21 protein-coding genes are annotated in these 23,958 nt (G+C 63.4%); 9 read left to right on the forward strand and 12 right to left on the reverse strand.

Translation table 11 applies throughout. The features are described from left to right. Positions 1-87: 87 nt before the first annotated feature. The 4 genes from ACOI6Z_RS10460 to ACOI6Z_RS10475 are packed head-to-tail and all read left to right on the forward strand — an operon-like array spanning position 88 to position 3,463. The gene (locus ACOI6Z_RS10460) at positions 88-1,110 is read left to right on the forward strand and encodes an ABC transporter permease (RefSeq protein WP_044521521.1); all 1,023 of its coding nucleotides are present in this window, start codon (positions 88-90) and stop codon (positions 1,108-1,110) included. Further along, positions 1,110-1,943: an ABC transporter permease gene (locus ACOI6Z_RS10465; RefSeq protein ID WP_065812436.1), complete on the forward strand. Its 834-nt coding sequence runs from the start codon at positions 1,110-1,112 to the stop codon at positions 1,941-1,943. The genes ACOI6Z_RS10460 and ACOI6Z_RS10465 overlap by 1 nt, the downstream gene beginning before the upstream one ends. After that, a complete protein-coding gene (locus tag ACOI6Z_RS10470) occupies positions 1,936-2,772 on the forward strand; it encodes an ABC transporter ATP-binding protein (RefSeq protein ID WP_065812435.1) in 837 nt (278 codons plus the stop codon). Before ACOI6Z_RS10465 ends, ACOI6Z_RS10470 begins: the two co-directional genes overlap by 8 nt. After that, complete coding sequence (locus ACOI6Z_RS10475) at positions 2,759-3,463, forward strand: ABC transporter ATP-binding protein (RefSeq protein ID WP_023288751.1); 705 nt, start codon at positions 2,759-2,761, stop codon at positions 3,461-3,463. Before ACOI6Z_RS10470 ends, ACOI6Z_RS10475 begins: the two co-directional genes overlap by 14 nt. Before the next feature lie 1,338 nt (positions 3,464-4,801). On the opposite strand, the gene ACOI6Z_RS10480 is transcribed toward ACOI6Z_RS10475, so the two are convergent. After that, positions 4,802-6,139 carry an aspartate aminotransferase family protein gene (locus ACOI6Z_RS10480; RefSeq protein WP_065812434.1) on the reverse strand — a complete coding sequence of 446 codons (1,338 nt, stop codon included), beginning with the start codon at positions 6,137-6,139 and terminating at the stop codon, positions 4,802-4,804. A 180-nt stretch (positions 6,140-6,319) separates the two neighbouring features. Between ACOI6Z_RS10480 and ACOI6Z_RS10485 the strand changes: the two genes are divergently transcribed. Continuing rightward, positions 6,320-7,084, forward strand: coding sequence for an SDR family NAD(P)-dependent oxidoreductase (locus ACOI6Z_RS10485; protein WP_023288749.1), 765 nt, complete (start codon positions 6,320-6,322; stop codon positions 7,082-7,084). Positions 7,085-7,137: 53 nt separating this feature from the next. Here ACOI6Z_RS10485 and ACOI6Z_RS10490 read toward each other — a convergent pair whose 3' ends face one another. The 4 genes from ACOI6Z_RS10490 to ACOI6Z_RS10505 are packed head-to-tail and all read right to left on the reverse strand — an operon-like array spanning position 7,138 to position 10,112. Beyond that, positions 7,138-7,899: an amino acid ABC transporter ATP-binding protein gene (locus ACOI6Z_RS10490; protein WP_032455037.1), complete on the reverse strand. Its 762-nt coding sequence runs from the start codon at positions 7,897-7,899 to the stop codon at positions 7,138-7,140. Beyond that, positions 7,892-8,557: an amino acid ABC transporter permease gene (locus ACOI6Z_RS10495; protein ID WP_048296980.1), complete on the reverse strand. Its 666-nt coding sequence runs from the start codon at positions 8,555-8,557 to the stop codon at positions 7,892-7,894. Before ACOI6Z_RS10495 ends, ACOI6Z_RS10490 begins: the two co-directional genes overlap by 8 nt. A 14-nt stretch (positions 8,558-8,571) precedes the next feature. Then, a complete protein-coding gene (locus ACOI6Z_RS10500; RefSeq protein WP_002893187.1) occupies positions 8,572-9,213 on the reverse strand; it encodes an amino acid ABC transporter permease in 642 nt (213 codons plus the stop codon). A 47-nt stretch (positions 9,214-9,260) separates the two neighbouring features. After that, on the reverse strand, positions 9,261-10,112 hold the full coding sequence (locus tag ACOI6Z_RS10505; RefSeq protein ID WP_022631237.1) for a transporter substrate-binding domain-containing protein: 852 nt from the start codon (positions 10,110-10,112) through the stop codon (positions 9,261-9,263). 240 nt (positions 10,113-10,352) lie between these two features. Here ACOI6Z_RS10505 and ACOI6Z_RS10510 point away from each other — a divergent pair, with 240 nt between their 5' ends. After that, positions 10,353-11,816 carry a PLP-dependent aminotransferase family protein gene (locus ACOI6Z_RS10510; protein WP_023288747.1) on the forward strand — a complete coding sequence of 488 codons (1,464 nt, stop codon included), beginning with the start codon at positions 10,353-10,355 and terminating at the stop codon, positions 11,814-11,816. Here ACOI6Z_RS10510 and ACOI6Z_RS10515 read toward each other — a convergent pair. Further along, on the reverse strand, positions 11,813-13,147 hold the full coding sequence (locus tag ACOI6Z_RS10515) for a PLP-dependent aminotransferase family protein (RefSeq protein WP_130952891.1): 1,335 nt from the start codon (positions 13,145-13,147) through the stop codon (positions 11,813-11,815). The two genes, ACOI6Z_RS10510 and ACOI6Z_RS10515, sit on opposite strands and share 4 nt — an antisense overlap. Before the next feature lie 124 nt (positions 13,148-13,271). On the opposite strand from ACOI6Z_RS10515, the gene ACOI6Z_RS10520 reads away from it, so the two are divergent. Beyond that, entirely contained in the window at positions 13,272-14,180 is a 909-nt protein-coding gene (locus ACOI6Z_RS10520) for a DMT family transporter (protein WP_048298636.1), read from the forward strand. A gap of 34 nt (positions 14,181-14,214) precedes the next feature. Here the strand turns inward: ACOI6Z_RS10520 and ACOI6Z_RS10525 are convergent, their stop codons facing one another. From ACOI6Z_RS10525 to ACOI6Z_RS10550, 6 genes are all read right to left on the reverse strand, one after another. After that, the gene (locus tag ACOI6Z_RS10525) at positions 14,215-15,483 is read right to left on the reverse strand and encodes a Zn-dependent hydrolase (RefSeq protein ID WP_048296976.1); all 1,269 of its coding nucleotides are present in this window, start codon (positions 15,481-15,483) and stop codon (positions 14,215-14,217) included. 97 nt (positions 15,484-15,580) lie between these two features. Then, positions 15,581-16,591, reverse strand: coding sequence for an ABC transporter ATP-binding protein (locus ACOI6Z_RS10530; protein ID WP_044521499.1), 1,011 nt, complete (start codon positions 16,589-16,591; stop codon positions 15,581-15,583). After that, positions 16,581-17,618 carry an ABC transporter ATP-binding protein gene (locus tag ACOI6Z_RS10535; RefSeq protein ID WP_048296975.1) on the reverse strand — a complete coding sequence of 346 codons (1,038 nt, stop codon included), beginning with the start codon at positions 17,616-17,618 and terminating at the stop codon, positions 16,581-16,583. The genes ACOI6Z_RS10530 and ACOI6Z_RS10535 overlap by 11 nt, the downstream gene beginning before the upstream one ends. A 3-nt stretch (positions 17,619-17,621) precedes the next feature. Then, positions 17,622-18,515, reverse strand: a complete 894-nt coding sequence (locus ACOI6Z_RS10540) for an ABC transporter permease (RefSeq protein ID WP_023288741.1) — start codon at positions 18,513-18,515, stop codon at positions 17,622-17,624. 2 nt (positions 18,516-18,517) lie between these two features. Further along, positions 18,518-19,471: an ABC transporter permease gene (locus tag ACOI6Z_RS10545; RefSeq protein WP_023288740.1), complete on the reverse strand. Its 954-nt coding sequence runs from the start codon at positions 19,469-19,471 to the stop codon at positions 18,518-18,520. A gap of 18 nt (positions 19,472-19,489) precedes the next feature. After that, the gene (locus ACOI6Z_RS10550; RefSeq protein ID WP_420687277.1) at positions 19,490-21,157 is read right to left on the reverse strand and encodes an ABC transporter substrate-binding protein; all 1,668 of its coding nucleotides are present in this window, start codon (positions 21,155-21,157) and stop codon (positions 19,490-19,492) included. Positions 21,158-21,483: 326 nt separating this feature from the next. Between ACOI6Z_RS10550 and ACOI6Z_RS10555 the strand changes: the two genes are divergently transcribed. Further along, positions 21,484-22,599 carry a YbdK family carboxylate-amine ligase gene (locus ACOI6Z_RS10555; protein ID WP_048296974.1) on the forward strand — a complete coding sequence of 372 codons (1,116 nt, stop codon included), beginning with the start codon at positions 21,484-21,486 and terminating at the stop codon, positions 22,597-22,599. A 47-nt stretch (positions 22,600-22,646) separates the two neighbouring features. Further along, complete coding sequence (locus tag ACOI6Z_RS10560) at positions 22,647-23,366, forward strand: phosphodiester glycosidase family protein (protein WP_064155700.1); 720 nt, start codon at positions 22,647-22,649, stop codon at positions 23,364-23,366. Positions 23,367-23,958 lie beyond the last annotated feature (592 nt).

The following is a 23,958-nucleotide window of genomic DNA, read 5'->3' on the forward strand; positions in this document are numbered from 1 at the left end:
CTGCCCGGATGACCGTTTCTCCACCCGGACCCGGTGGACGTCGCGCCGCCGGGAACCATGTTGATATACCAGGAATTTCCATTTTCCATGCCATCGTTTTCCACTCATCTTACCCGCCTGCTGCAGGGGCTGTTGACCCTGCTGCTGACGCTGTTCGGGCTGCTGCTGGTCACCTTCTCGCTCTCCGCGCTGTCGCCGGTCGACCGCGTACTGCAGATCGTCGGCGACCATGCCAGCCAGTCGACCTATGATCAGGTTCGCCATCAGCTGGGTCTCGACCAGCCGCTGCCGGTGCAGTTCTGGCACTACCTGGTCAACCTGGCCCATGGCGATCTCGGTATCGCCAGCGCCACCGGCCAGCCGGTGCTCCACGATCTGCTGGCGGTCTTCCCGGCGACCCTTGAGCTGGCGACCCTGGCGCTGATCGTCGGCGCGGTACTGGGCATCGTCGCCGGGGTGCTGTGCGCCCGTTACGCCGGTTCGCCGTGGGATCTGGCGGTGCGCACCTTTACCCTGTTGGGCAACTCGGTGCCGATATTCTGGCTCGGCCTGCTGATGCTGGCCCTGTTCTACGCCCGGCTGCAGTGGGCGCCGGGCCCGGGTCGTCTCGACGATATTTATCAGTACACCGTCGAGCCGCGCAGCGGCTTTGCGCTGATCGACACCTGGCTCTCCGGCGATACAGCGGCTTTCAAAAATGCTATCGGCCATCTGCTGCTGCCGGGGCTGGTGCTGGCCTATTACTCGCTGGCGAGCATCACCCGTCTGACCCGCTCCGCCTGTCTCAGTGAAATGAACAAAGAGTACATTCTGCTGGCGCGGGCCAAAGGGGCCGGTGAGATGACGATTCTGCTGCGTCACGTTCTGCCCAATATTCGCGGCACCCTGCTGACGGTAACCGCCCTCGCCTGGACCTCAATGCTCGAAGGGGCGGTGCTCACCGAAACCGTCTTCTCATGGCCGGGGATCGGTCGCTACCTCACCACCGCGCTGTTCGCCGGAGATACCACGGCGATCATGGGCGGCACGCTGCTGATCGGCGTGAGTTTTGTGCTGATCAATAACCTGACCGACCTGCTGGTGCGGTTAACCGACCCGAGGGTGCGCTGATGCCGACTTATCTGTTTTTACGCCGTCTGCGCCGCTCACCCGCCGCCTTCTGCGGCCTGACCCTGGTGATCCTGCTGGTGCTGACCACGCTGTTCGCCCCGTGGCTGGCGCCGCACGATCCCAACTGGCAGGATGCCGCCGCCCGTCTGCAGGGCCCGGGCGCGGGGCACTGGCTCGGCACCGACAGCTACGGCCGCGATCTGCTGTCGCGCCTGCTCTACGGCGCCCGTCCGGCGCTGGGTCTGGTCGCGCTGGTGACCGCCATTACCCTGCCTGTCGGTCTGCTGGTGGGTATTCTCTCCGGCTACTATGGCGGGTGGCTGGAGCGGATACTGATGCGCTTTACCGACGTGGTGATGTCGATGCCGCGGCTGATCCTCGCCTTCGCGTTCGTGGCGATGCTCGGCCCGGGGCTGGTCAACGGCGCGCTGGCGTTAGCCCTGACTACCTGGCCGGCCTACGCCCGGCAGGTGCGCAGCGAAATTCAGCGCCTGCGCCATAGCGATTACCTCGCCGCGGCGGAGATGCTGGGCATCCGCGGCTGGCGGCTGCTGGTCGGCCATATTCTGCCGCTGTGTCTGCCGTCGGCGATTGTCCGGCTGGCGCTCGATCTGGCGGGCATTATCCTCGCCGCCGCCGGGCTCGGCTTTCTCGGCCTGGGCGCCCGCCCGCCGATGGCGGAGTGGGGAGCGATGATTGCCGACGGGATGCAGGTGATTTTCGATCAGTGGTGGATCGCCGCCATCCCCGGCGCGGCGATCCTGCTCGCCAGCCTGGCGTTTAACCTGCTGGGCGATGGCCTGCGCGATATTCTGGAGCCGCAACATGACTGACATCCGACTGACCGTCCAGGGACTCGCCGTCGACTACCCCACCGCCCGGGTGGTGGACAACGTCAGCTTCACCCTCGGCAACGAGCGGCTGGCGCTGGTGGGGGAATCCGGCTCCGGCAAATCGATGACCGCCCGGGCGCTGATGGGCCTGGTGCGCAAGCCCGGGGTGGTGAGTGCCGAACGGCTGGAGGTGCTGGGGCGCGATGTGCTGACCCTCAGCGCCCGCGGCTGGCGCGAAGTGCGCGGCAACGATATCGCCATGGTGCTGCAGGATCCGCGCTATGCGCTGAATCCGGTGCAGTCCATTCAGACGCAGCTGGAGGAGGCGTTAACCCTGCATCAGCGTCTCCGCCGCCGCGCTCGCGCCGAGGCGGTCAAAGACGCCATCGCCGCCGTCGGTCTGGATCTCCCGGTCCTCAGCCGCTATCCCGGCGAGCTCTCCGGCGGGATGGGGCAGCGGGTGATGATCGCCCTCGCGCTGCTCAATAACCCGAGGGTGCTGATAGCCGACGAGCCGACCTCGGCCCTTGACGCCCGCCTGCGCAACCAGATCCTCGAGCTGCTGGTGGAGCAGTGCGCGCAGCGGCAGATGGCCATGTTACTGATCAGCCACGATCTACCGCTGGTGGCCGCGCATTGCGATCGCGTGCTGGTGATGTACCAGGGGAGACAGGTCGATGAGATGCCGGCGCGGGCGCTGCCGACCGCGACGCACCCTTATACCCGCACCCTGTGGACCTGCCGGCCAAATGCGCAAACCTACGGTCAGATGCTGCCGACCCTCGACAGAACCCAGGACTTTACGGAGACGACCCATGGCGATCGTTAATCTTAAGGATCTACAGGTAACATTCGGCGCGAAGACGGCGGTTTCCGCCGCCAGTTTCCGTGTCGACGCCGGGGAAACCTTCAGCCTGATCGGCGCCTCGGGCTGCGGCAAATCGACGATTTTGCGCGTGCTCGCCGGATTACAGCGCGAATGGCGCGGCAGCATGGCGCTGCTGGGCCAGGCCATCGCGCCGGGCGCCCGCTTTCAGGGCGAGCTGCGACGCAATGTGCAGATGGTGTTTCAGGATCCGTATGCTTCGCTGCATCCCAACCACACCCTGTGGCGCACCCTGGCGGAGCCGCTGCAGATCCATGGCATCCGCGACGTTGCCCCGCGGGTAACCACCGCCCTTGAGCAGGTGGGTCTGGCCGCCGACGCCGCACGCCGCTATCCGCACCAGCTCTCCGGCGGTCAACGGCAGCGCGTGGCCATTGCCCGTGCCCTGCTGCTGCGTCCGCAGATCCTGCTGCTGGATGAGCCGACCTCGGCGCTGGATATGTCGGTGCAGGCGGAAATCCTCAATTTGCTTAATCGCCTGAAACAGGAGCACGGCATGACCTATCTGCTGGTCAGCCACGATGCCGATGTCATCGCCCATATGTCCGATCGGGCGGCGTTTATGGCGGAGGGTGTGATCCAGCGCTTTTTCGATCGCGAAGCGCTGCTCAACGGGGAACACCGGATGAAGTGAGGTCAGCGGAGTAGCCGTCGTTTTGTCAGTGGCGCTTCGCTTACCCGACCAGGGGTCCGTGCGGCCTGTCGTTCATTTATTCACCAGCCTTGCTGAAACTGCCGGTGCTGACGGCCTCAAAATCGCTGAGACGTTCCCGGAAGGCCGGGGCAGCCCGCATGGATGCGGGCTGAGGGCCGTGTTTTGCACGGACGCTGCCTCGGCCCGACCCGAAGCCTGCAGGGATAAGTCGAAGGGACCGCGCAGCGGCGATTTTGCTGGCCGGAGCCCGGGGGTACAGGGAGCGGCGGCGACTGGCCGCCCTCTGTGCGCTCCCTGCGCCATGATTGACCTAACGCAGACGATTAGCCGGGAGCGCAATCTGCCCGGAATTAACATAGAAGTTGTAGCCCTGCCAGGCGCAGTGCGAACAAGGACATTTCCGGTTGTGCCGTTATTTTGCCGGGTGGCGGCTGCGCCTTACCCGGCCTACGGGGTCCTCTCACAGGCTCATACCTCGTAGGCCCGTGCAAGCGCAGCGCCACCGGGAATAATCAGGCACGGTACCCGTGGTGTTGCCGGGTGGCGGCTGCGCCTTACCCGGCCTACGTTCTTACGACCTGTCGTTAATTTATTCACCATTGTTGCTGAAACTGCCGGTGCTGGCGGCCTCAAAATCGCTGAGACGTTCCCGGAAGGCCGGGGCAGCCCGCATGGATGCGGGCTGAGGGCCGTGTTTTGCATGGACGCTGCCTCGGCCCGACCCGAAGCCTGCAGGGATAAGTCGAAGGGACCGCGCAGCGGCGATTTTGCTGGCCGGAGCCTGGGGGTACAGGGGGCGGCGGCGACTGGCCGCCCCCTGTGCGCTCCCTGCGCCATAAGGGACATAACGCAGAAGACTAACCGGGAGCGCAATCTGCCCGGAATTAACATAGAAGTTGTAGCCCTGCCAGGCGCAGTGCGAACAAGGACATTTCCGGTTGTGCCGTTATTTTGCCGGGTGGCGGCTGCGCCTTACCCGGCCTGGGGCCCCAAATCACCGCTGGCGCCGGGGTCGCTGAAACTGCCGGTGCTGGCGGCCTCAAAATCGCTGAGACGTTCCCGGCAGGCCGGGGGTACAGGGGGCGGCGGCGACTGGCCGCCCCCTGTGCGCTCCCTGCGCCATGATTGACATAACGCAGAAAATTAACCGGGAGCGCAATCTGCCCGGAATTGACATAACGCAGACGATTAGCCGGGAGCGCAAACTACGCTGAAGCCACAGATAACATAAAAAACCACACGGCAGCGCTTCCCCTCCCCCTGGCCCTCTCCCGGAGGGAAAGGGAACCGTCCGGCGGTCGCTTCCGCTACTCTCCCCTACTTCGCCAGGCTGGCAAAGCGGGCGAAGACCGCATCAAAAATCCCCAGCCCCTGCGCCACCTGCTCAGCAGTAATGGTGCACGGCGGTACCACATGAATGCGGTTATCCACCACAAAGGCCAGCAGCCCGGCTTCGGTCAGGGCCCCTTTGATCGCGGCCATGTCGGCGGCGGTCAACGGCGTTTTTTGTTCACGGCTGCTCACCAGCTCCAGCGCCTGGAACAGGCCGCGACCGCGCACCTCGCCGATAATGGCGTGCTTCTCCGCCAGCGCCTCGAGACCGGGGCGCAGCACCTCGTTGCCGATATAGGCCGCGTTCTCAACCACCTTCTCCTCTTTCATCGCGTCGATGGTGGCGACAATCGCCGCCATCGCCAGCGGATGGCCGGAGTAGGTCAGCCCCCCGGCAAAGAAGTGATCGTCAAAATAGCGGGCAATCGGCTCGCTAATCAGCACCCCGCCCGCCGGCACGTAGCCGGCGTTAACCCCCTTGGCAAAGGTCACCAGATCCGGCACCACGCCATCCTGTTCGAAGGCGAACCAGCTGCCGGTACGACCAAAGCCGGCCATCACCTCATCGAGGATCAGCACGATGCCAAACTCGTCGGCCAGCGCGCGCACGCCCTGCATATAGCCTGCCGGCGGCACGAGGATCCCGGCGGTGCCGGGGATGGACTCCAGCAGGATCGCCGCGATAGCCGTCGGCCCCTCGCATTCAATGATCCGCCGCAGATGGGCCAGCGCGCGCTGGCACTCCTCCTCCTCGGTCGCGGCGTTGAACTCGCTGCGGTAAAGGTAAGGATTGAAGAAGTGCACATGGCCGCGGGAAAACTCATTCGGCACCCGGCGCCAGTCGCCGGTGGCGGCGATCGCGCTGCCGGTGTTGCCATGGTAGGAGCGATAGGCCGACAGCACCTTGTCGCGTCCGGTATACAGCCGCGCCATGCGAATCGCGTTCTCATTGGCATCCGCCCCGGCGTTGGTGAAAAACACCTTGCTGAAGCCCGCCGGCGCCAGGTCGACGATGCGCTTCGCCGCTTCGCCGCGGGCAAGGTTGGCGGTAGCGGGCGCGATGGTGACCAGGGTCTCCAGCTGCGCCTTCATGGCCGCCAGCACCCGGGGATGTTGATAGCCAATGTTGACATTCACCAGCTGGCTGCTGAAGTCGAGCCAGGTGTTCCCCTCATAATCCCATAGCTCGCAGCCTTGCGCCCCGGCGATGACCAGCGGGTTGAGATTGCCCTGCATCGACCATGAATGAAACACATAGGCGCGATCCAATTGCCGAACTTCGTCATTGCTTACCGCGACCTCGTTGTGAATTGCCAGCTTCATACCCTGCCCTCTCTCATGTCGTAGTGGTTGACTTCATCATTGGCCGCGGCCGCGCAAATCGGATAGAGCCAGTGTGCGCAAAACGATGTGACACGGTGTCACATCCCCGCCCGTCGTCTGGCCCTGTGCCTTGCCGTCCGGCGTTTTTATAGTGAAGGGACAACCGCACAGGAGAATGAGATGGCAACGAGCAACGTAGTGTTTATCACCGGGGCGACCTCGGGTTTTGGCGAAGCGGCAGCGCAGGTGTTTGCCGATGCGGGCTGGTCGCTGGTGTTGAGCGGGCGCCGCTATCCGCGACTGAAGGCCTTGCAGGACAGACTCGCCGCCCAGGTGCCGGTGCATATTATTGAGCTTGACGTTCGCGACAGCGAGGCGGTGGCTGCGGCGGTGGCGTCGCTGCCCGCCGATTTCGCCGATATCACCACCCTGATCAACAACGCCGGGCTGGCGCTGTCGCCGCTGCCGGCGCAGGAGGTGGCGCTGGAGGACTGGAAAACGATGATCGACACCAACGTCACCGGTCTGGTGACGATGACCCACGCCCTGCTGCCGACGCTGATCCGCCATGGCGCCGGGGCGAGCATTATCAATATCGGCTCGATCGCCGGGCAGTGGCCCTATCCCGGCAGCCATGTCTATGGCGCCAGCAAGGCCTTTGTAAAACAGTTCAGCTATAACCTGCGCTGCGATCTGCTTGGCACCGGCGTGCGGGTCACCGATCTGGCGCCGGGGATTGCCGAGACCGAATTTACCCTGGTGCGCACTAAGGGCGACCAGGCGGCATCGGATAAGCTCTATCGCGGCACCACGCCGCTGAGCGCGCGCGATATCGCCGAGCAGATGTTTTATATCGCCACGCTGCCGGCGCATATGAACATTAACCGGGTGGAGGTGATGCCGGTGCGCCAGGCGTGGCAGCCGTTCGCCATCGACCGGGATTAAGCGAAACCCGACGCTCCCCCTGCCGGCGCTGCCGGCAGGGGGCACAGGCCGGTCTAGCGGCTGCTTTGCAGAAACTGCCTGACGCGTTCGGAGTCAGGTTGCGTGAAAAACTTCTCCGGCGGCGCCTTCTCAATCAGCAGCCCCTTCTCCAGAAACACCACCTCATTGGACACCTGGCGGGCAAAATCCATCTCGTGGGTCACCACCACCATGGTGTAGCCCTCGGCGGCAAGGGCTTTCATCACCCCTAACACCTCGTTCACCAGCTCCGGATCCAGCGCCGAGGTCGGTTCGTCAAAGAGGATAACTTCCGGCGACATCGCCAGCGAACGGGCGATCGCCACCCGCTGCTTCTGCCCGCCGGAGAGGGTGATCGGGTAGACATCGGCTTTGTGCGCCATGCCGACTTTCTCCAGCTGCTGCATGGCCATGGCCTGCGCCTCGTCTCGTTTCATGCCCTTAACGCGCAGCAGCGCCTCGCTGACGTTCTGCTGCACGGTCAGGTGCGGCCACAGGTTAAAACTCTGAAACACCATCCCCACCCGCTCGCGAATTTTCGCCAGCTGGCGGTGCGACATCGCCCGGCCGCGCTGCTCATCAATCCCCAGCCGCTGACCGCCGATATGAATTTCGCCGCGGTCCGGCTGTTCCAGCCAGTTCATACAGCGCAGCAGGGTGGATTTTCCCGACCCGGACGAGCCGAGAATACTCACCACGGTCCCCTTCTCCACCGTCAGGTTAATATCCCGCAGGACTTCCACATTATCGAACTGCTTGGAGACGTTTTTGACGCTTACGGCAATAGACTCAGGCATGGCTCATTCCTCTTTTGGCTCCCCAGGCGGTCAGGCGCTTAATCAGCAGCTCCAGCAGAATGCTAATCGCCCAGTAAAGCCCAATGGCGACGATAAAGGCGTTAAACGGAATAAAATAGGTCGCCTGGACGCTGTTGGCGGCGGCGGTGATCTCCTGAACGGTAATAATGCTCAGGAAAGCGGTGTCCTTCAGGCAGATAATCAGCTGATTGCCGATCAGCGGTAAGGCGGAAGAGACGATATTGGGTAAAATAATCCGCCGAAAAATGGCATAGCGAGAAAAGCCCTGAGCAATGGCGGCTTCAATATACCCGCCGGAAAATACCCGCCGCTGGCTACGCAGTATTTCAAAGAAATAGGCGCCATGATAAATAATCAGGGCCAGTAAACCGGCGGTCCACGGCTCCATGCTAATACCGAGCTGCGGCAGTCCGTAATACAGCAGATAGGCGAGGATCAAAAAAGGGATCGCGCGCATCAGGCTGACGAAACCAATGATAACCCGGTTAAGGACTTTCTTTTGATATTCGCTAAAATAACACAACGCAATACCGATAATAAGGGCCGCGAGGGCGGCGGTAATAAACAGTTCGAGGGTCGCGAATAGCCCGGCAATAAAGCTATCGCGTACCGACCAGATAACGCCCCACTGATTCATAATACCTCCCGTTGCTAGCGCGCCAGGCGCCTGGCTTTCCGTTCCGCGATCCCCTGCAGCTTCAATAAACAGCCGATGATCGCCACATACAGCAGGCCGGCGGCGAGGATCGGCGACAGCGGCTCGTAGGTGACCGAGGAGATACGGTTGGTCACCCGGGTGAGATCCACCACGCCGATCACGGCGATCGCCGGGCTACCTTTGATCAAAAACGACATCTCATTGACCAGCGCCGGCAGGCTCTCGATCCACATCTGCGGCAGCATGATGTAGCGGAAGTAGGTCCAGCGGCGCATTCCCACCGATTCCGCCGCCTCCCGCTGTTCGCGCGGAAAGGTGCGGAAGGCGTTGCGCCAGATCTCAGCGTTAAACGCCGAGGTGTTAAGCGTCAGCGCCACGATGGCGGCCACGTTCTTGTCGAGGTTAATGCCCATCGTGGGCAGGGAAAGGAACAGAAACAGCACCAGCGTCACCAGCGGCGTCGCGCGGGCCAGGCTGATATAGACCACCAGCAGCTGGTCGATAACCGGCAGGCGCAGCATCCGCACCAGGGCGATCAGCAGCCCCGCCACCACCCCGAAGGCGATAGCGATGGCCGAAATCCAGAGGGTCGTCCATGCGCCTTCGATTAATAACTGCCAGGAAATTGCATCCATGAGGCCCTCCTTCTCAGCAACAGGCGGCGGTCGCCCGCCGCGGAACATTACAGACCGGCAAGCTTATGAAACTGTTCCGGGCTGGTGATCGCCTCGGTGGGCAGGTTGTCATAGGTTTCGCCAAACCACTTTTTCTGCAGCTCGGCGAGCTTGCCGGTCTCCTTCATGTGGTTCATAAACTTGGTCATATAGGCCAGCAGCTGCGGCGAGTTTTTCGGGATCGGCCACGCCATATAGCCCGGTCCGGAGACGGCCAGCCCTTTGGCGAAGACCTTCGGTTTGGCTTTCGCCAGGTCGTTCACCGAGATCACCACGTTAATCACGTAATCCAGCCGCTTATTCGCCAGGTCGGCGTAGGCTTCCGGATAGGAGGGGTACTCCACCACCGGCCCCAGCTTGCCGCCGGTCTTCTCCAGCATCGCCTTCAGCTCCGGCAAACGCGCCAGCAGCGCGCTGCCCGCCTGCACGCCCACTTTTTTGCCGCTGAGATCGGCAATGGTGTTTAGCGAGGTATCGCCAGCGCGTTTGACGAAATAGTGCTGCGCGGAGGCCCACGGCGGGGTGAAATCAAAGACCTTCAGCCGCTCATCGGTAATAACCGCCCCGGTCAAGGCCATATCGTATTGTCCGGTGGAAACCGCCGCTAATAATCCGGTCCACGGTAATATGCTCTGGTCGACATGAAATTTGGCGTATTTACGTAACTCCTCAAGCATATCTTTGTTAAAGCCATCGGCCTGACCATTATTCATAAAGTTAAATGGCGCATAATCATCTTCCGTCGCCACTTTCAGGGTGCCGGATTTTTCTATTTCCGGCAGATCGGCCGCGACGGCGTGATAAGAAAAAGCAACCGTTAATACAGCGCTCAGACACATTGATGCCAATGATTTTTTCATTATTTCACCCCTGATGGATTAGCCAGACGGGTTCATTCCAGAACGCGAAAAGGTTTATGCAAAATAGAGGCCGGGAGGTTCCGGTCCGCGGCGGCTGAATGCGTTTTTAATGTGGGAGCGTTTTGCAATTCCGTATAGAGCCAGATGGGCCGCATCGCTGTGTCAGATGGCGGAAGGGTGGTATGGAATTTGCTGAGCTTATGGGGTGGTCGCGATGCGTTATTGCCAGAGGAGCCCCGTATGATCCGTCACCTGTTACACGTTGATTTTGAGCCTGGCCGCGGTTTGCAGGAGCAGGTGCGAGAGACGCTGGTGAATGCCATTCTCAGCGGGATCTTCGCCGCCGACACCCCGCTGCCCTCCTGCCGCCAGCTGGCCAGCCAGCTGCGCGTCTCGCGCAATACCACCGCCCTGGTGTTCGAAAGCCTGGTCAACGAGGGCTATCTGATAAGCCGCCCGCGAAGCGGTTACTACCTGCATCCCGACTATCACGACGCTTCGCCTCCCGCGGTCGAAAGTGCACCGCAGCGCGAAGCGGCTGCACCACGCTGGGGCGACCGGCTGCAGATGACCCCCAGCCAGCAGGAGTCGATCCTCAAACCGGCGGGCTGGATGCACTACCGCTACCCGTTTATCTACGGCCAGCCCGATACCCGGCAGTTCCCGCTGGCCACCTGGCGCTCGGCGGCCAACTGGCTGCACGGCGGGGTGCGCGATCCGGCGTGGGTGGTCGACCATATTGACCAGGATGTGCCGATGCTCATCGAGCAGATCCGCACCCGGGTGCTGCCCAAGCGCGGCATTGTCGCCGCCCCGGACGAAATTCTCATCACCCTGGGCTCGCAAAACGCCCTCTACCTGCTGACACGGCTGCTGCTCTCTTCCACCACCCGCATTGGCGTCGAAAACCCCTGCTTTCGCGAAGCCATCAACACCTTTCTGCTCGCCGACGCCGAGGTAGCGCCGCACCCGGTGGATGAAGAGGGGATCGTGCTTAATGAGCGTCCCTGCGATTACTACTATGTCACCCCCGGCCACCAGGTGCCCACCGGTGTGGCGATGAGCAGCGCGCGCCGCCGCCAGCTGCTGGAGCATGCCGCCCGCCATGACGCGGTGATCATTGAAGATGATTATGACTCGGAGAGTAACTTTACCCAAAACCCGCTGCCGGCGCTGAAGGCCAGCGATCGCAGCGGCCGGGTGGTGTATGTCAGCAGCCTGTCAAAGGCGCTGTCGCCGGGGCTGCGGCTGGGGTTTATGGTCGCCGACCCGGACCTGATCGACGAGGCGCGCGCCCTGCGCCGGCTGGTCTATCGCCATCCGCCGACCAACATTCAGTACCAGATGGCCCACTTCCTCGCCCAGGGCCATTATGAAACCCATCTGCGGCGCTACCACTACGACTCCGCCCAGCGCTGGGAGCGCCTGCACGCCGCCCTGCAGCGCTACCTGCCGTCGTGCCGCGCGCTGGCGGGGAGCGAACACGCTAACGCCTTCTGGCTGCAGACCCCGGCGCAGATCAACACCCAGCAGCTTACCTGGCGCGCCGCCCACGCCGGCGTGCTGATTGAGCCCGGGGCGCGCCATTTTCTCAACGCCGCGCCGCCGGATAACTACTTTCGCATGGGATTCCACGCCATTAACCCCGACGCCATCGCCCGGGGGGTGGAAGTCCTGCGCGGCCAGCTGGAGCAGATGGGTTAGCGGGATTGCTCATACTCGACGGCATCGCGCACGTTGAGCAGCGCCGGGCGCAGGCTGTCGAAAGGCACCGAACCGAGCGCGATGCGCAGCGCCTGTGGGATCGTGGCGGAGACGCAGAACGGCTCGGCGGTCGACACCGAAATACGGCGTTCCATCAGCGCATTCGCCAGCCGGTCGGCCCGGCTCTCTTCGCCCAGCGGCAGCCAGACAAAGTACGAATCGGGATGACTCACAACGGGAAGGCCGCAGAGCACCTCGCGGGCCACCTGCTGCCGCTGTCGCGCATCCTGTCGTTTCTGCGTTTCAAAGCGGGCCACCGTGCCATCTTCAATCCAGGCGCAGATCAGCGAGCTTATCAGCGTCGGCGTATTCCACGTCGTGGCCCGGATGGCGCGCTCAATCTCCGGCCGATAGCGCGGCGGAGAAATCACCACCCCCACGCGCAGTCCGGTGGCGATATTTTTCGAAAATCCGGTGACATACACCGTTCTTTCCGGCGCATAGCTGACCACCGGCGGCGGCGGACGGCTCACCAGCCGGGCATAGGCGGCATCTTCGATAATCAGCAGATCGTGCTGGCGCGCGAGGTCGGCCAGCGCCTGCCGCTGCCCGGCGTTGAGCACCCAGCCCAGCGGATTGTGCAGCGTCGGCATGGTATACACCGCCCACACCCGCCGCTGTTGGCACAGCGTGTGAAGCGCCTGCAGGTCCGGCCCCTCGGCCCGACAGGGGATCGCCGCCAGCTCCAGATGATAGAGCGCCGCCAGCACCTTGAAGCCCGAATAGGTCAGCGCATCAACCGCCACCACATCCCCCGGACGTAACAGCCCCATAACGGTCACCGCCAGCCCGTGCTGCGCGCCGTTGACGATCAGGACATTTTCCGCGTCCGGCGCAAAGTGCCGGCAGGTCAAATGGCGGGCGATGATTTCCCGCTCGGCGAGCCGCCCGGCGTGAGGCTGATAGCGCAGATGCGAGTCAATATCGCCCGCCATCGCCAGCTGCCTGAGCGCCTCGCGCAGCGCATCGCCCTGCGCCGGCAGCGAAGGGTAGTTGAAGTTAAGATCCACGACGTCGGCGGCCACCACCTGCTGGTCGACCCCATGCCCCGGCGGCAGCGAGAGGTCCCGCACGAAGGTGCCGCGCCCGGTTTCGCCACTGACCAGCCCCATCTCCTCCAGTTCACGGTAGACGCGCGTGGCGGTGGCCAGCGAGAGGCGTTCCTCGGCGGCCAGGGTACGGTGCGTCGGCAGACGGCTGCCGGCGGGCAGCTGCCCGCTGCGGATCGCCTGCGCGTATCGGTCGACAACGGCTTTGTATCGGGCTTTCATCGTGAAATGTATCTATTACAATAATTTGATTGTATCAGATTGGCCACATTACCATCGCCGCTGACGATGCTCAAGCGGGCGCAGCCCATTCAGATAACGCGAGGTTAACGTGGTAGATTCAACACTGGATAAATCGGCGCCCGGCCCCTGGTCCGGATGGCTTCATGGTTTACTGGGGGTGATCATTTTCAGCGGTTCGCTGCCCGCGACGCGGCTGGCGGTGCAGGATATGGATCCGTTGTTATTGACCTTTCTGCGCGCCTCCATCGCCGGGCTGCTTGCCGTCGCGCTGCTGGTCGGCTTTCGTCAGAAACGCCCGCGCCTGGCGCAGCTTGTGCCCCTGTTCATCGTCTCATCCGGGGTGGTGATCGGCTTTCCCCTGCTCACGGCGCTGGCCCTGCAGCGCATCACTTCGGCGCATTCGATTGTGTTTATTGGTCTGCTGCCGCTGATGACCGCCCTCTTCGGCGTACTGCGCGGCGGCGAACGTCCGCGGCGGGCTTTCTGGATCTTTTCGCTGCTGGGCAGCCTGCTGGTGATGGGATTCGCCCTGACGCAAAGTGCGGCGGCGTCGCTCAGCGGCGATCTGCTGATGCTGGCGGCGGTGATCGCCTGCGGCCTCGGCTATGCGGAAGGGGCAAAGCTGACCCGGGAGCTCGGCGGCTGGCAGGTGATCTGCTGGGCGCTGGTGATAGCCCTGCCGTTGATGCTCCCCGCCTCGCTGATGGTTCAGCCCGCCTCCTGGCGCGCCATATCGACCTCCTCCTGGGCCGCGCTGGGCTATGTGTCGCTCTTCAGCATGCTGATTGGTTTTATCTTCTGGTACAAAGGGCTGGCCGCGGGCGGGATCGCCGCCGTCGGCCAGCTCCAGCTATTGCAGCCGTTCTTTGGGCTTGGCCTGTCGGCGGCGCTGTTGCACGAAACCGTCAGCCCCTTGATGCTGGCGGTCACCCTCGGGGTAGTGCTGTGCGTGGTGGGCTCGCGCAAATTTGGCCGCCAGCGGGTTGGCGCAGGGAGCGGGAGCCGCGCCTGACCTGACGCGTCGCCCCGCCGGGGAGGATGAGCGCCTACACCGGCCGGGCGTACTGGAGCATCACCTGCAGCAGCACGTTGGCCCCGGCGGCGACGTGCTCCGGCGAGGCATACTCCATTTCGTTATGGCTGATCCCGTCCTTGCAGGGAATAAAAATCATCCCGGTCGGCGCCAGGTAGCTCATATACACGGCGTCATGCCCGGCGCCGGAGACAATCGGTCGCGCCGGGTAGCCCAGCCGCTGCGCGGCATCGGCAATGGCCTGCTGGCATTCGCCATCGAACGGCGCCGCCGGATAGTGGCTCACCTGCTTCAGGGCCACCTGCAGACCGCTCTCCCGCTCAACCTCCGTGATAAACGCCCGCAGCTGGCGATCCATTTCATCCACCAGCGCATCGCTGAGATTGCGCATATCAATGGAGAAGGTGACCTCCCCGGGCACCACGTTGCGACTGTTGGGCCACACCTGCACGCTGCCGACGGTGCCGCGTCCCTCTTCGCTGCGCCCGGCAATGGCGACCACCTCCTGCATAATGCGGGTCGCCACCTGCAGGGCATCCTGACGCAGGCGCATCGGCGTGGGTCCGGCGTGCGACGCCTGGCCGGTCACCACGCAGTCGTACCAGCGGATCCCCAGCACGCCCTGCACGATACCGATGGTTTTCGCTTCATCTTCGAGAATCGGTCCCTGCTCAATGTGCGCCTCAAAATAGGCGCCGATGGGATGCTCTCCCGGGGTCTGCTCGCCGATATAGCCGATCTGCGCCAGCGCCTCGCCGACGCTGACGCCCTCTTTATCCGTGACGGCCCAGGTCTCCTCCAGCGGGAAGACCCCGGCAAAGACCCCGGAGCCCATCATCACCGGCACGAAGCGCGACCCCTCTTCGTTGGTCCAGAACACCACCTCAATCGGCGCCTCGGTGGCAATCTGCCGATCGTTGAGCGTGCGCACCACCTCCAGCGCCGCCAGCACGCCGAAGTTGCCGTCAAATTTGCCGCCGGAGGGCTGGGTGTCGATATGGCTGCCGGAGACGATGGGCGGCAGGCTGGGGTTGCGCCCTTCCCGGCGCATAAACACATTGCCGATTTTATCGATGGTGACGCTCAGCCCGGCCTCCCGCGCCCAGCCAATCACCCGGTCCCGCCCCTGGCGGTCGAGGTCGGTGAGGGTCAGACGGCGGCAGCCGCCCTTCGGCGTGGCGCCGATCTGAGCAAGGTCCATTAACGACGCCCACAGGCGGTCGCCATTGATGCGCCAGCGGGTGGTGTCGGTGGCGGGGGTAAAAAGTACATCACTGCTCATGGTGGTCTCCTGACATCAAGGTCGCCGCCAGCGCAACCGGCGGTGGGAAATAAGGCATCAGCGCCTGGCCTTCATCTGTAGAGTGTGTTGCCGTCGGTCAGACGGCCAGGGCCTGCGCGTGGGCGTCAATCGCCAGCTCGCGCCAGCGGTGGCAACTCACCGTGTGGCGCTCCGCTGCGGCCTCCGTCGGCGGCAGGCTCTGCTCGCAGACCGGGCGACGGTGCGGGCAGCGCTCGGCAAAGGCGCAGCCGGGGGGCAAGCGCGCCAGATCCGGCGGCGCGCCGGGAATGCAGTGCAGGGCATCGCCTTTCTTGAGCCCCTCTTTCGGCCGGCTGCCCAGCAGCACCCGGGTATAAGGATGGCGCGGGTGGCGCAGGATCTCGCTCATGGCGGCCTCCTCAACGATCCGCCCGGCGTACATCACCGCCACCCGGTCGGCAATCTCCACCGCGGCGCCGATATCGTGGGTCACAAACACGATCGACAGCCCGCGCTGCTTTTGCTGCTCGCGCAGCAGGATCAGGATCTGGATTTGCACCGTGGCGTCGAGGGCGGTGGTCGGCTCATCCGCCAGCAGCAGCTGCGGGTTACAGGAGAGCGCAAGGGCGATCATCGCCCGCTGGCGCATCCCGCCGGACATCTCGTGCGGGTAAGCCTCCAGCCGCCGCTCGGGGCTGGGAATGCGCACCTGACGCAGGGCCTCCAGCGCCCTGTCCCGGGCCGCCTGGCGCGACAGCCCTTCGTGGCGGCGCAGCCCTTCTATAATCTGCTGCCCGACGGTGTAGACCGGATCGAAGGCCAGCAGCGGCTCCTGAAAAATCATCGCGCAGCGCCCGCCGCGATAGCGCCGCAGCTGGCTGGCGTTCATCGTCAGCACCGCGTCGTCCCCCACCCGCAGGGTGCCGGAGAGCTCACTGCTCCCCGGCGGGTGCAGGCGCATCAGCGCCCGCAGGGTCACGCTCTTGCCGGAACCCGACTCGCCAATCAACGCCATCACCTCCCCCTTTTGTACGTCAAAGGAGACCCCGTTGACCGCGTTGATGGTCTGTCCGTCGCGGCGAAAGACGACCCGCAGGTCGCGCACATGGACAAAGGCGTTATGCGACATGGCTGACCTCCTTAAGAGGGATGCGCTGATGCCAGGGCGAGGCTGGCTGCGCCATCAGGCAGGCGCTCTGGTGCCCCTCCCCGACCGCCTCCAGCCGCGGTTTCACCTCGGCGCAGACCGCCTTCGCGTGCGGGCAGCGGGTGTGAAAGCGGCAGCCGCTCGGCGGCGCGATGGGGCTGGGGGGATCGCCGCTCAGCGGCGAGGTCAGGGTGCGGTTTTGCGGATCCATGGAGGGCATGGAGCTTAACAGCGCCCGGGTATAGGGATGGGCGGAGGCGGTAAACAGCTGCTCCGCCGGGCCGATCTCCACCACTTCGCCAAGGTACATGACGAGGATCCGATCCGACAGCCAGCGCACCACGTGCAGATCGTGGCTGATAAACACATAGGTCAGCTCGAGGGTCCGCTTCAGCTCCTGCAGCAGTTGCAGCACCTGAGCTTCCACCGATTTATCCAGCGCCGACACCGCTTCATCAAGAATCACCAGCCGCGGCTTCATCGCCAGCGCGCGGGCGATATTCACCCGCTGCCGCTGGCCGCCGGAGAGCGCATGGGGATAGCGGTCGGCAAAGCGCGCCGGCTCAAGGCCAACGTGCGCCAGCAGATAGCGGGCGTATTCGCTGGCCTCTCTGGCGCTGACGCCGTGGACCCGCTGGCCGAAGGCGATGCTCTCCTCCATGGTCAGGCGCGGATTGAGCGAGGCATAGCTGTCCTGGAAAACCATCTGCACCTGGCGACGGTAGGCTTTCAGCGGCAGGCGCGACGATCCGACCCCCAGCCCGTCGAAGATCAGTTCGCCGCTGTCCTGGGTGAGCAGCTGCATCAGCAGCCGGGCGGTGGTCGATTTGCCGCAGCCCGACTCGCCGACCACCCCCAGGGTTTCGCCTTTCATCACCGAGAAGCTGATATCGTCCACCGCCTGGACCACCTCCCGGCCTTTGCCGCCGCGGAAGTACTTCAGCAGGTGATTGACCTTCAGCAGCGGCTGCGCCGGCCCGCCGAGGTCGATATTGGTAAAGGGTTGCATCGCTTACTCCTTAATCGCCATTGCCGCACGCAGGCGGTCCGCGAGGATATTGAACGAAATGGAGGTGATAAAAATCATCAGGCCCGGCAGGGCGGCCACCCACGGCTGGGTATAGATTGCCGTGCGCAGCGTATTGAGCATCAGCCCCCACTCTGGCTCCGGCGGCCGCACGCCGAGGCCGAGAAACGACAGGCCGGAGGCGAGGATCATGCACACCGAAATCAGCCCGGTGGAGAAGACGAAGATCGGCCCGAGCACGTTACCCAGCACCTGGACGCGGATAATGGTCAACGCGCTGGCGCCGGTGGCCCGGGCGGCATCGATATAGTCCATATGCCGTACCTGGGCGGTCACGCTCTCGGCAATCCGCGCCACCTGCGGGACAAACACCAGGGTCAGCGACAGCAGCGCATTGCCGATGCCCGCCCCCAGCGCCCCCGACAGCGCAATCGCCAGCAGAACCGAGGGAAAGGCATAGAACACATCCACGGTGCGCATGATCAGGGTATTGATTTTGCCGCCCATGTAGCCAGCGATGATCCCGATGGCGCCGCCGATAAAAAAGGCGAACACCACCGGGACAATCCCCATAAACAGCGACAGCCGGGTGCCGAGGATCAGTCGCGACAGCATGTCGCGCCCCAGCTCATCAGAGCCCAGCGGGAAGCCGTCGCTGCCGATGGGCTTCAGGCGCAGGAACATCGACGTTTGATAGGGGTCTTTGACGATAAGCCACGGCCCGAACAGCGCCAGGGCCAGCAGAACGAGAATGATCGCGCCGACGAATACCCCGCCCGGGTCGCGCAGCAGGCGGCGCAGCACGCCGCGCCAGTAACCTTGCCGGGAAGCGTTGGCCGGCGCGGCCGGGACCGCTTTCGTCGTTGCCGTATCCACCATGGTCAGCTCCTCTTAATGCGCGGGTCGAGGGTGGTCTGCAGAATATCCACCAACAGGTTGAGCAATACGAAAAACAGCGCCAGCACCCAGATGGTGCCCTGCAGCAGGGGCAGGTCGCGCTGAAAAATGGCGGTGTTGAGCAGCAGTCCGGTTCCCGGCCAGGAGAAGACGGTCTCCACGAGGATCGAGCCGCCCATCAGATAGCCCACCTGCAGCCCCATCACCGCCAGCGCGGTTGGCGCGGCATTTTTCATGACGTGGACAAAGATGCGCGACTCGTTGAGCCCGCGAGCGCGCAGGCCAACGATGAACTCCTGGCTGAGGATATCGGCGACCTGCGAGCGCACGGTGCGGGCGATAATCCCGGTCGGGATCACCGACAGCGTGATGGCCGGCAGCAGCATGAACTGCAGGTGCGCCCAGTCCCATTGCCAGCCCACCTCGCCTATCGGCCCGCCGCCGGTGGCCGGCAGCAGCGCGAACTTGACGCTGCAGAGGATCACCAGCAGCATCCCCAGCCAGTAGTGCGGCACGCTGACGCCAAACACCGACAACACCGAGGCCAGACGGTCAATGACGCTGTTGCGAAAATAGCCGGCGACAAAGCCGAACAGACTGCCGAGGACGAAACCGATCGCCGTCGCCAGCAGCGCCAGGCGCAGGGAGTAGCTTACCGCGGTCATCACCTCGTCAATCACCGGGCGGCCGGTGGCGACCGACATACCGAGGTCGCCGTGCAGCGCCCGCCACAGCCAGTGGATAAACTGCAGGGGCAGCGGCTTATCAAAGCCGTAGGCCTGCATCAACGTCTGGCGCAGCGCCTCCGAGGCGTCCGGCGGCATTACCGACACCAGCGGGTCGCCAGGCGCTATCTGCACCAGCATGAAACAGATCACCGCCACCCCAAGCATGGTGGGGATAGCCAGCAGAATGCGGTATAGCAGCGTATTGATCATCGGTCGCCCCTTTCGCGATTACTCTTTTTTGCTCACCAGACTGAGGTCGATAAACCAGCTCTGCGGTTGCACCACCCCGGTCACCGCGGGCGAAATCGCGCGCGGCCCGACGTCGTGGGCGACAAACAGGAACGGCACCTGATCCACCAGCGCGGCGTGCAGCTCGCCGGCGGCTTTATTCATCGCTTCCGGGGTAAAGGCGTGCTTGACGGCGGCGGCCAGTTTTTCCGTCTCCGGAGTGGAGAAGTAGCCCCAGTTGGTCGCCACCGGCGGAAACGCTTTGGCGGTGGAGAAGCGGATCAGGCCAAAATAGGGATCGTTGACCGCGGCGCTGACGTTGATCGCGTCGATCCCTTTTGCCGAGGGATCCCGGGCGCCCAGACGCCAGTTGGTGAACAGGGTGTTCCATTCCACCACTTTGATATCCACATTGAAGAAGCAGCTCTTCAGGCTCTGCTGGATATACTCGTTCATCGGCAAGGGCTGCATCTGCCCGGAGCCGGAAGCCGAGGTCGCCACCGTGACGTGCAGCGGCTTGCCGGCGCTGTATCCGGCCTCGGTCATCAGCTGACGGGCGGCGTCCGGGTCATATTTGATCTGGAAGGTGGGTTTACCATGCCACGGGCTGTCGGCCTCGTAGACCCCGGTGGCCTCGGTCATATAGCCGCCGAGGTAGCTCTTCAGCTCGGCGCGGTTCAGACACAGGTTGGCCGCTTTGCGCACCCGAATGTCCTGCCACGGGGATCCTTTTTCAAAGGAGAACTGCCAGGGCCACAGGTGCGGCTGGGTGTTGGCGTAGAGGTGAAAACCCTGAGACTTGATCTGATCGATGGCGTCCGGCGCCGGGGCTTCAATCCAGTCCACCTGCTTCGACAGCAGCGCCGCGGTGCGGGCGTTAGCCTCCGGCAAGGGGATCAGCACCACCTTATCCACCCGGGGAATGCGATCTTTATTCCAGTAGTCGGGGTTTTTCGCGAGGATCAGCTGCTGACGCGGCACCAGCTTCTCCAGTTTGAACGGGCCGCTGCCCACCGCATGGGCGGCGAAGGCGGTCCACGCCTGTTTACTGCGCGCGGCGCTATCGCCCGCGCTGGCCGGCACCGCGTCATACTGCTTCTGCCACGCCGTGGGCGAGACAATAAACAGGTTGGTGATGTTGTACGGCAGCAGCGCGTCCGGTTCCGAGGTGGTCAGCGCCACGGTGTGATCGTCAATTTTCTCCGCGCCGGCGAGGGTCGGCATCCGCGACAGGGTGTTGCCGATCTGACCCGGGGCGTACTGTGGCGCTGCTTTATTGAGCACCTTATCCACGTTCCAGACGATGGCGTCGGCGTTCACCTCGCTCCCATCATGAAATTTCACCCCCGGACGCAGGGTGAAAATCCAGCGGCGGGTGTTCTGCGGATCGATGTGCCACTCGGTCGCCAGCCCCGGCACCAGACCGCTGGGCTTTTCCCCTTGCGACAGATCCCACTCCACCAGCGCGTCGTACAGCGGGATGCCGGTAGAGCGGTTGCCCTCATAGCCCTGATCCGGCTGGCCGAGGGTCAACGGAATATCCGCGGCGGTCATGGCGATCCGCAGCGTGGAGGCGTTGGCAGGTAAGGCGGCGCCCGCCAGGGCCAGTGCGCCGCTCACCGCCACGGCGAGACGACCGGCACGCGAAAATAACGTCGTTTTGTGCATCACATGATCCCTGTTAAATAAAGTGTCACTGATTAACAGGCAAAATGCGTACCAGCTCTGGTGCGGGCGGAAATAGGCCGAAACCGACCGATAAAATAAGAAGGACTTATATTATCACCATGATAATTATGGGAAAATAATTCAACCTTATTCTGCCGCACCGCCAGCGGGAAATATGTTGCAGAATTGCACCAGTCGCTATATCGCAAAATTTAAATAATCACGTCGCGTCACTTTTTTATGCTTCCCCCTCCCCCGCCGCGGCGTATTCTCCGCCGGGAACAATCCCTTCTATACTTCAGAGAACACATCGACCGGGAGAGACTATGCCTTTAGCCGATTTTCACCGCTCCGATCCTTTTACCCTCGGTATCGAACTGGAGCTGCAGGTGGTGAACCCGCCGGGTTACGACCTCAGCCAGGATGCCTCGACTCTGATTGCCGACGTCCAGCATGAACTGACCGTGGGAGAAGCCAAGCACGATATCACCGAGAGCATGCTGGAGATCGCCACCGGGGTGTGTCGCGACATCAGCCATGCGCAAGCCCAGCTCAGCGCCATCCAGCAGGCGGTCCAGCGCGCGGCGCTGCATCATCATCTGCAGATCTGCGGCGGCGGTTCGCACCCCTTTCATGCCTGGCAGCGCCAGCAGATCAGCGACAATCCGCGCTATGTCAAAACCGTCGAGCATTTTGGCTATCTGGCGCAGCAGGCGACGGTCTTTGGCCAGCATGTGCACGTCGGCTGCCAGAGCGGCGACGACGCCATCTATCTGCTGCACGGCCTGTCGCGCTTTGTGCCGCATTTCATCGCCCTTAACGCCGCCTCGCCGTGGTTCGACAGCACCGACAGCCGCTTCGCCTGTTCGCGCCTCAACCGCTTCTCCTCTTATCCCGACAACGGCCCGATGCCGTGGGTGGCCGACTGGCAGGGGTTTCGTCGCCTGTTCCGCCAGCTGAGCTACACCAGCATGATCGACAGCATGAAGGATCTGCACTGGGATATTCGCCCCAGCCCGCAGTTTGGGACCGTCGAGGTGCGGGTGATGGATACCCCCCTGACCCTCGCCCAGGCGATCCACATCGCCGGCTTTATTCAGACCCTGGCCTGCTGGCTGTTGACGGAGCGTCCTTTTAAGCACCAGCCTGACGATTATCTGCTGTACCCTTTTAACCGCTATCAGGCCTGTCGCTACGGGCTGGACGGGACTCTCACCGATGTGCGCGGCGGGGAGCAGCGCAGCATCCGCCAGGAGATCCTGCAGCTCGCCGACCGGCTGGCTCCTTTCGCCCATCAGTTGAAGGCGACGGCGGCGCTGGAGGCGGTGGTTCGCCAGGCGAAATCGCCGCACAGCGAGGCGCAGCAGATGCGCGAGTTTATCGCCAACGGCGGTTCGCTTTCCGGGCTGGTGCAAAAACACTGTGAGATTTGGGCGGCATAAGGCAGCGAGGCGGGTATACTCGGCGCAGACCATAGAAAGGACCGCCCATGTTATTACGCTGCCTGCTCCCCCTGGCGCTGCTGCCCCTGGCCACCCTCGCCAGCGCCGCCTGTACCCTCACCGACCCGACGCTGACCCTGCAGAGCTATCGGGTGGATGCGCAGAAAGAGCGCATTGCGATGTACTGGCAGGATCGGCACGGCAAAGCCTGGGGTTCCCTGCGTTCGCTGCTGGCGGGTATCGATGGCGATGGCCGGGTGCAGATGGCGATGAACGGCGGCATTTACGATAAGGCCTACGCGCCGTTGGGGCTGTATATCGAAGACGGCAAGCGCCTGACGCCGGTAAACCGCTCCGCCGGCGGCGGGAACTTCTTTATCCGCCCCGGCGGCGTATTCCTGGTGGAGAACGGCCGGGCGAAAATCGTGCCGCTGCCGGCGTTTAAACGCTCTCCCGCCATCCGCTATGCGGTGCAGTCCGGCCCGATGCTGATTGAAAATGGCGCTATCAACTGGCGGCTGAAGCCCTCCGCCAGCTCGCGCAAACTGCGCAACGGCGTTGGCATCGATAAGCAGGGCCGGGTGGTGTTTATGCTCAGCGAGCGCGAGACCAACTTCTATGATTTTGCCTGCTATGCGCAGTCAAAGCTTGGGGTGCGGCAGATGCTTTATCTCGACGGCACCCTGTCGAAGATGTACCGCAAAGGCGGCAGCGTGCCGTGGCAGTATCATCCGTTCGTGAGCATGATTACGGTGGAGAGGAAATAGCGGGCGCGTTTGGGGGCAGCCATTCCAGCCAGGAGACTGAATAAATTAACGACAGGCCGGGCAAGGGATTGCCGCCGTGCCCGATGTCCTTGCCCGGTGGCGCTGCGCTTACCGGGCCTACAAGTCTGCTCGCTATGGTATGGCCCCTGAAAACTACGGGCGTGCAGCGGGGCCGATTCCCCCTGACCCCGGCTCTCCCCCAGAGGAGAGGGGATCGCCCGGTCGTCGTTGCAGCCCCGGTATACACAGCGGGGCCACGGAGAAAGGCACATACAATTTTTAACGGATATATTCTGATCGCTATGGTATGGCCTCTGAAAACTACGGGCGTGCAGCGGAGCCGATTCCCGCTGAAATCGGCGAACCGGAGGTCGGCAGACAAGGGCTGGCCGCCACGGAGGGCGGCCAGAGGCGATTCGAGACACGACAAAATTGCCGGGAGCAATTTTGAACAGCGCTTGCGCTGGCCCCGCAGGGGCGAGTCCCAGGGATGGGACGAGTAGTATCGAGTTGAGCCGACCGCAGGCGGACGACCGGGAGGTGAGCGTAGTGCGCAGCACCGATTTCTCTGCGGGACCGGGGGGATTGTAAA

The organism is Klebsiella sp. C239 (assembly GCF_048822715.1).
GTDB lineage: Bacteria > Pseudomonadota > Gammaproteobacteria > Enterobacterales > Enterobacteriaceae > Klebsiella > Klebsiella quasipneumoniae.

Bases quoted from the DNA above. Each gene is read 5' to 3' on its own strand.
- ACOI6Z_RS10555 (WP_048296974.1), top strand. From the start codon at position 21,484: ATGCCTTTAGCCGATTTTCACCGCTCCGATCCTTTTACCCTCGGTATC.
- ACOI6Z_RS10510 (WP_023288747.1), top strand. From the start codon at position 10,353: ATGATCCGTCACCTGTTACACGTTGATTTTGAGCCTGGCCGCGGTTTG.
- ACOI6Z_RS10560 (WP_064155700.1), top strand. From the start codon at position 22,647: ATGTTATTACGCTGCCTGCTCCCCCTGGCGCTGCTGCCCCTGGCCACC.
- ACOI6Z_RS10545 (WP_023288740.1), bottom strand. From the start codon at position 19,471: ATGATCAATACGCTGCTATACCGCATTCTGCTGGCTATCCCCACCATG.
- ACOI6Z_RS10490 (WP_032455037.1), bottom strand. From the start codon at position 7,899: ATGCCTGAGTCTATTGCCGTAAGCGTCAAAAACGTCTCCAAGCAGTTC.
- ACOI6Z_RS10465 (WP_065812436.1), top strand. From the start codon at position 1,110: ATGCCGACTTATCTGTTTTTACGCCGTCTGCGCCGCTCACCCGCCGCC.
- ACOI6Z_RS10475 (WP_023288751.1), top strand. From the start codon at position 2,759: ATGGCGATCGTTAATCTTAAGGATCTACAGGTAACATTCGGCGCGAAG.
- ACOI6Z_RS10470 (WP_065812435.1), top strand. From the start codon at position 1,936: ATGACTGACATCCGACTGACCGTCCAGGGACTCGCCGTCGACTACCCC.
- ACOI6Z_RS10535 (WP_048296975.1), bottom strand. From the start codon at position 17,618: ATGCAACCCTTTACCAATATCGACCTCGGCGGGCCGGCGCAGCCGCTG.
- ACOI6Z_RS10480 (WP_065812434.1), bottom strand. From the start codon at position 6,139: ATGAAGCTGGCAATTCACAACGAGGTCGCGGTAAGCAATGACGAAGTT.
- ACOI6Z_RS10500 (WP_002893187.1), bottom strand. From the start codon at position 9,213: ATGGATGCAATTTCCTGGCAGTTATTAATCGAAGGCGCATGGACGACC.
- ACOI6Z_RS10540 (WP_023288741.1), bottom strand. From the start codon at position 18,515: ATGGTGGATACGGCAACGACGAAAGCGGTCCCGGCCGCGCCGGCCAAC.
- ACOI6Z_RS10460 (WP_044521521.1), top strand. From the start codon at position 88: ATGCCATCGTTTTCCACTCATCTTACCCGCCTGCTGCAGGGGCTGTTG.
- ACOI6Z_RS10515 (WP_130952891.1), bottom strand. From the start codon at position 13,147: ATGAAAGCCCGATACAAAGCCGTTGTCGACCGATACGCGCAGGCGATC.
- ACOI6Z_RS10495 (WP_048296980.1), bottom strand. From the start codon at position 8,557: ATGAATCAGTGGGGCGTTATCTGGTCGGTACGCGATAGCTTTATTGCC.
- ACOI6Z_RS10525 (WP_048296976.1), bottom strand. From the start codon at position 15,483: ATGAGCAGTGATGTACTTTTTACCCCCGCCACCGACACCACCCGCTGG.
- ACOI6Z_RS10530 (WP_044521499.1), bottom strand. From the start codon at position 16,591: ATGTCGCATAACGCCTTTGTCCATGTGCGCGACCTGCGGGTCGTCTTT.
- ACOI6Z_RS10505 (WP_022631237.1), bottom strand. From the start codon at position 10,112: ATGAAAAAATCATTGGCATCAATGTGTCTGAGCGCTGTATTAACGGTT.
- ACOI6Z_RS10550 (WP_420687277.1), bottom strand. From the start codon at position 21,157: ATGCACAAAACGACGTTATTTTCGCGTGCCGGTCGTCTCGCCGTGGCG.
- ACOI6Z_RS10485 (WP_023288749.1), top strand. From the start codon at position 6,320: ATGGCAACGAGCAACGTAGTGTTTATCACCGGGGCGACCTCGGGTTTT.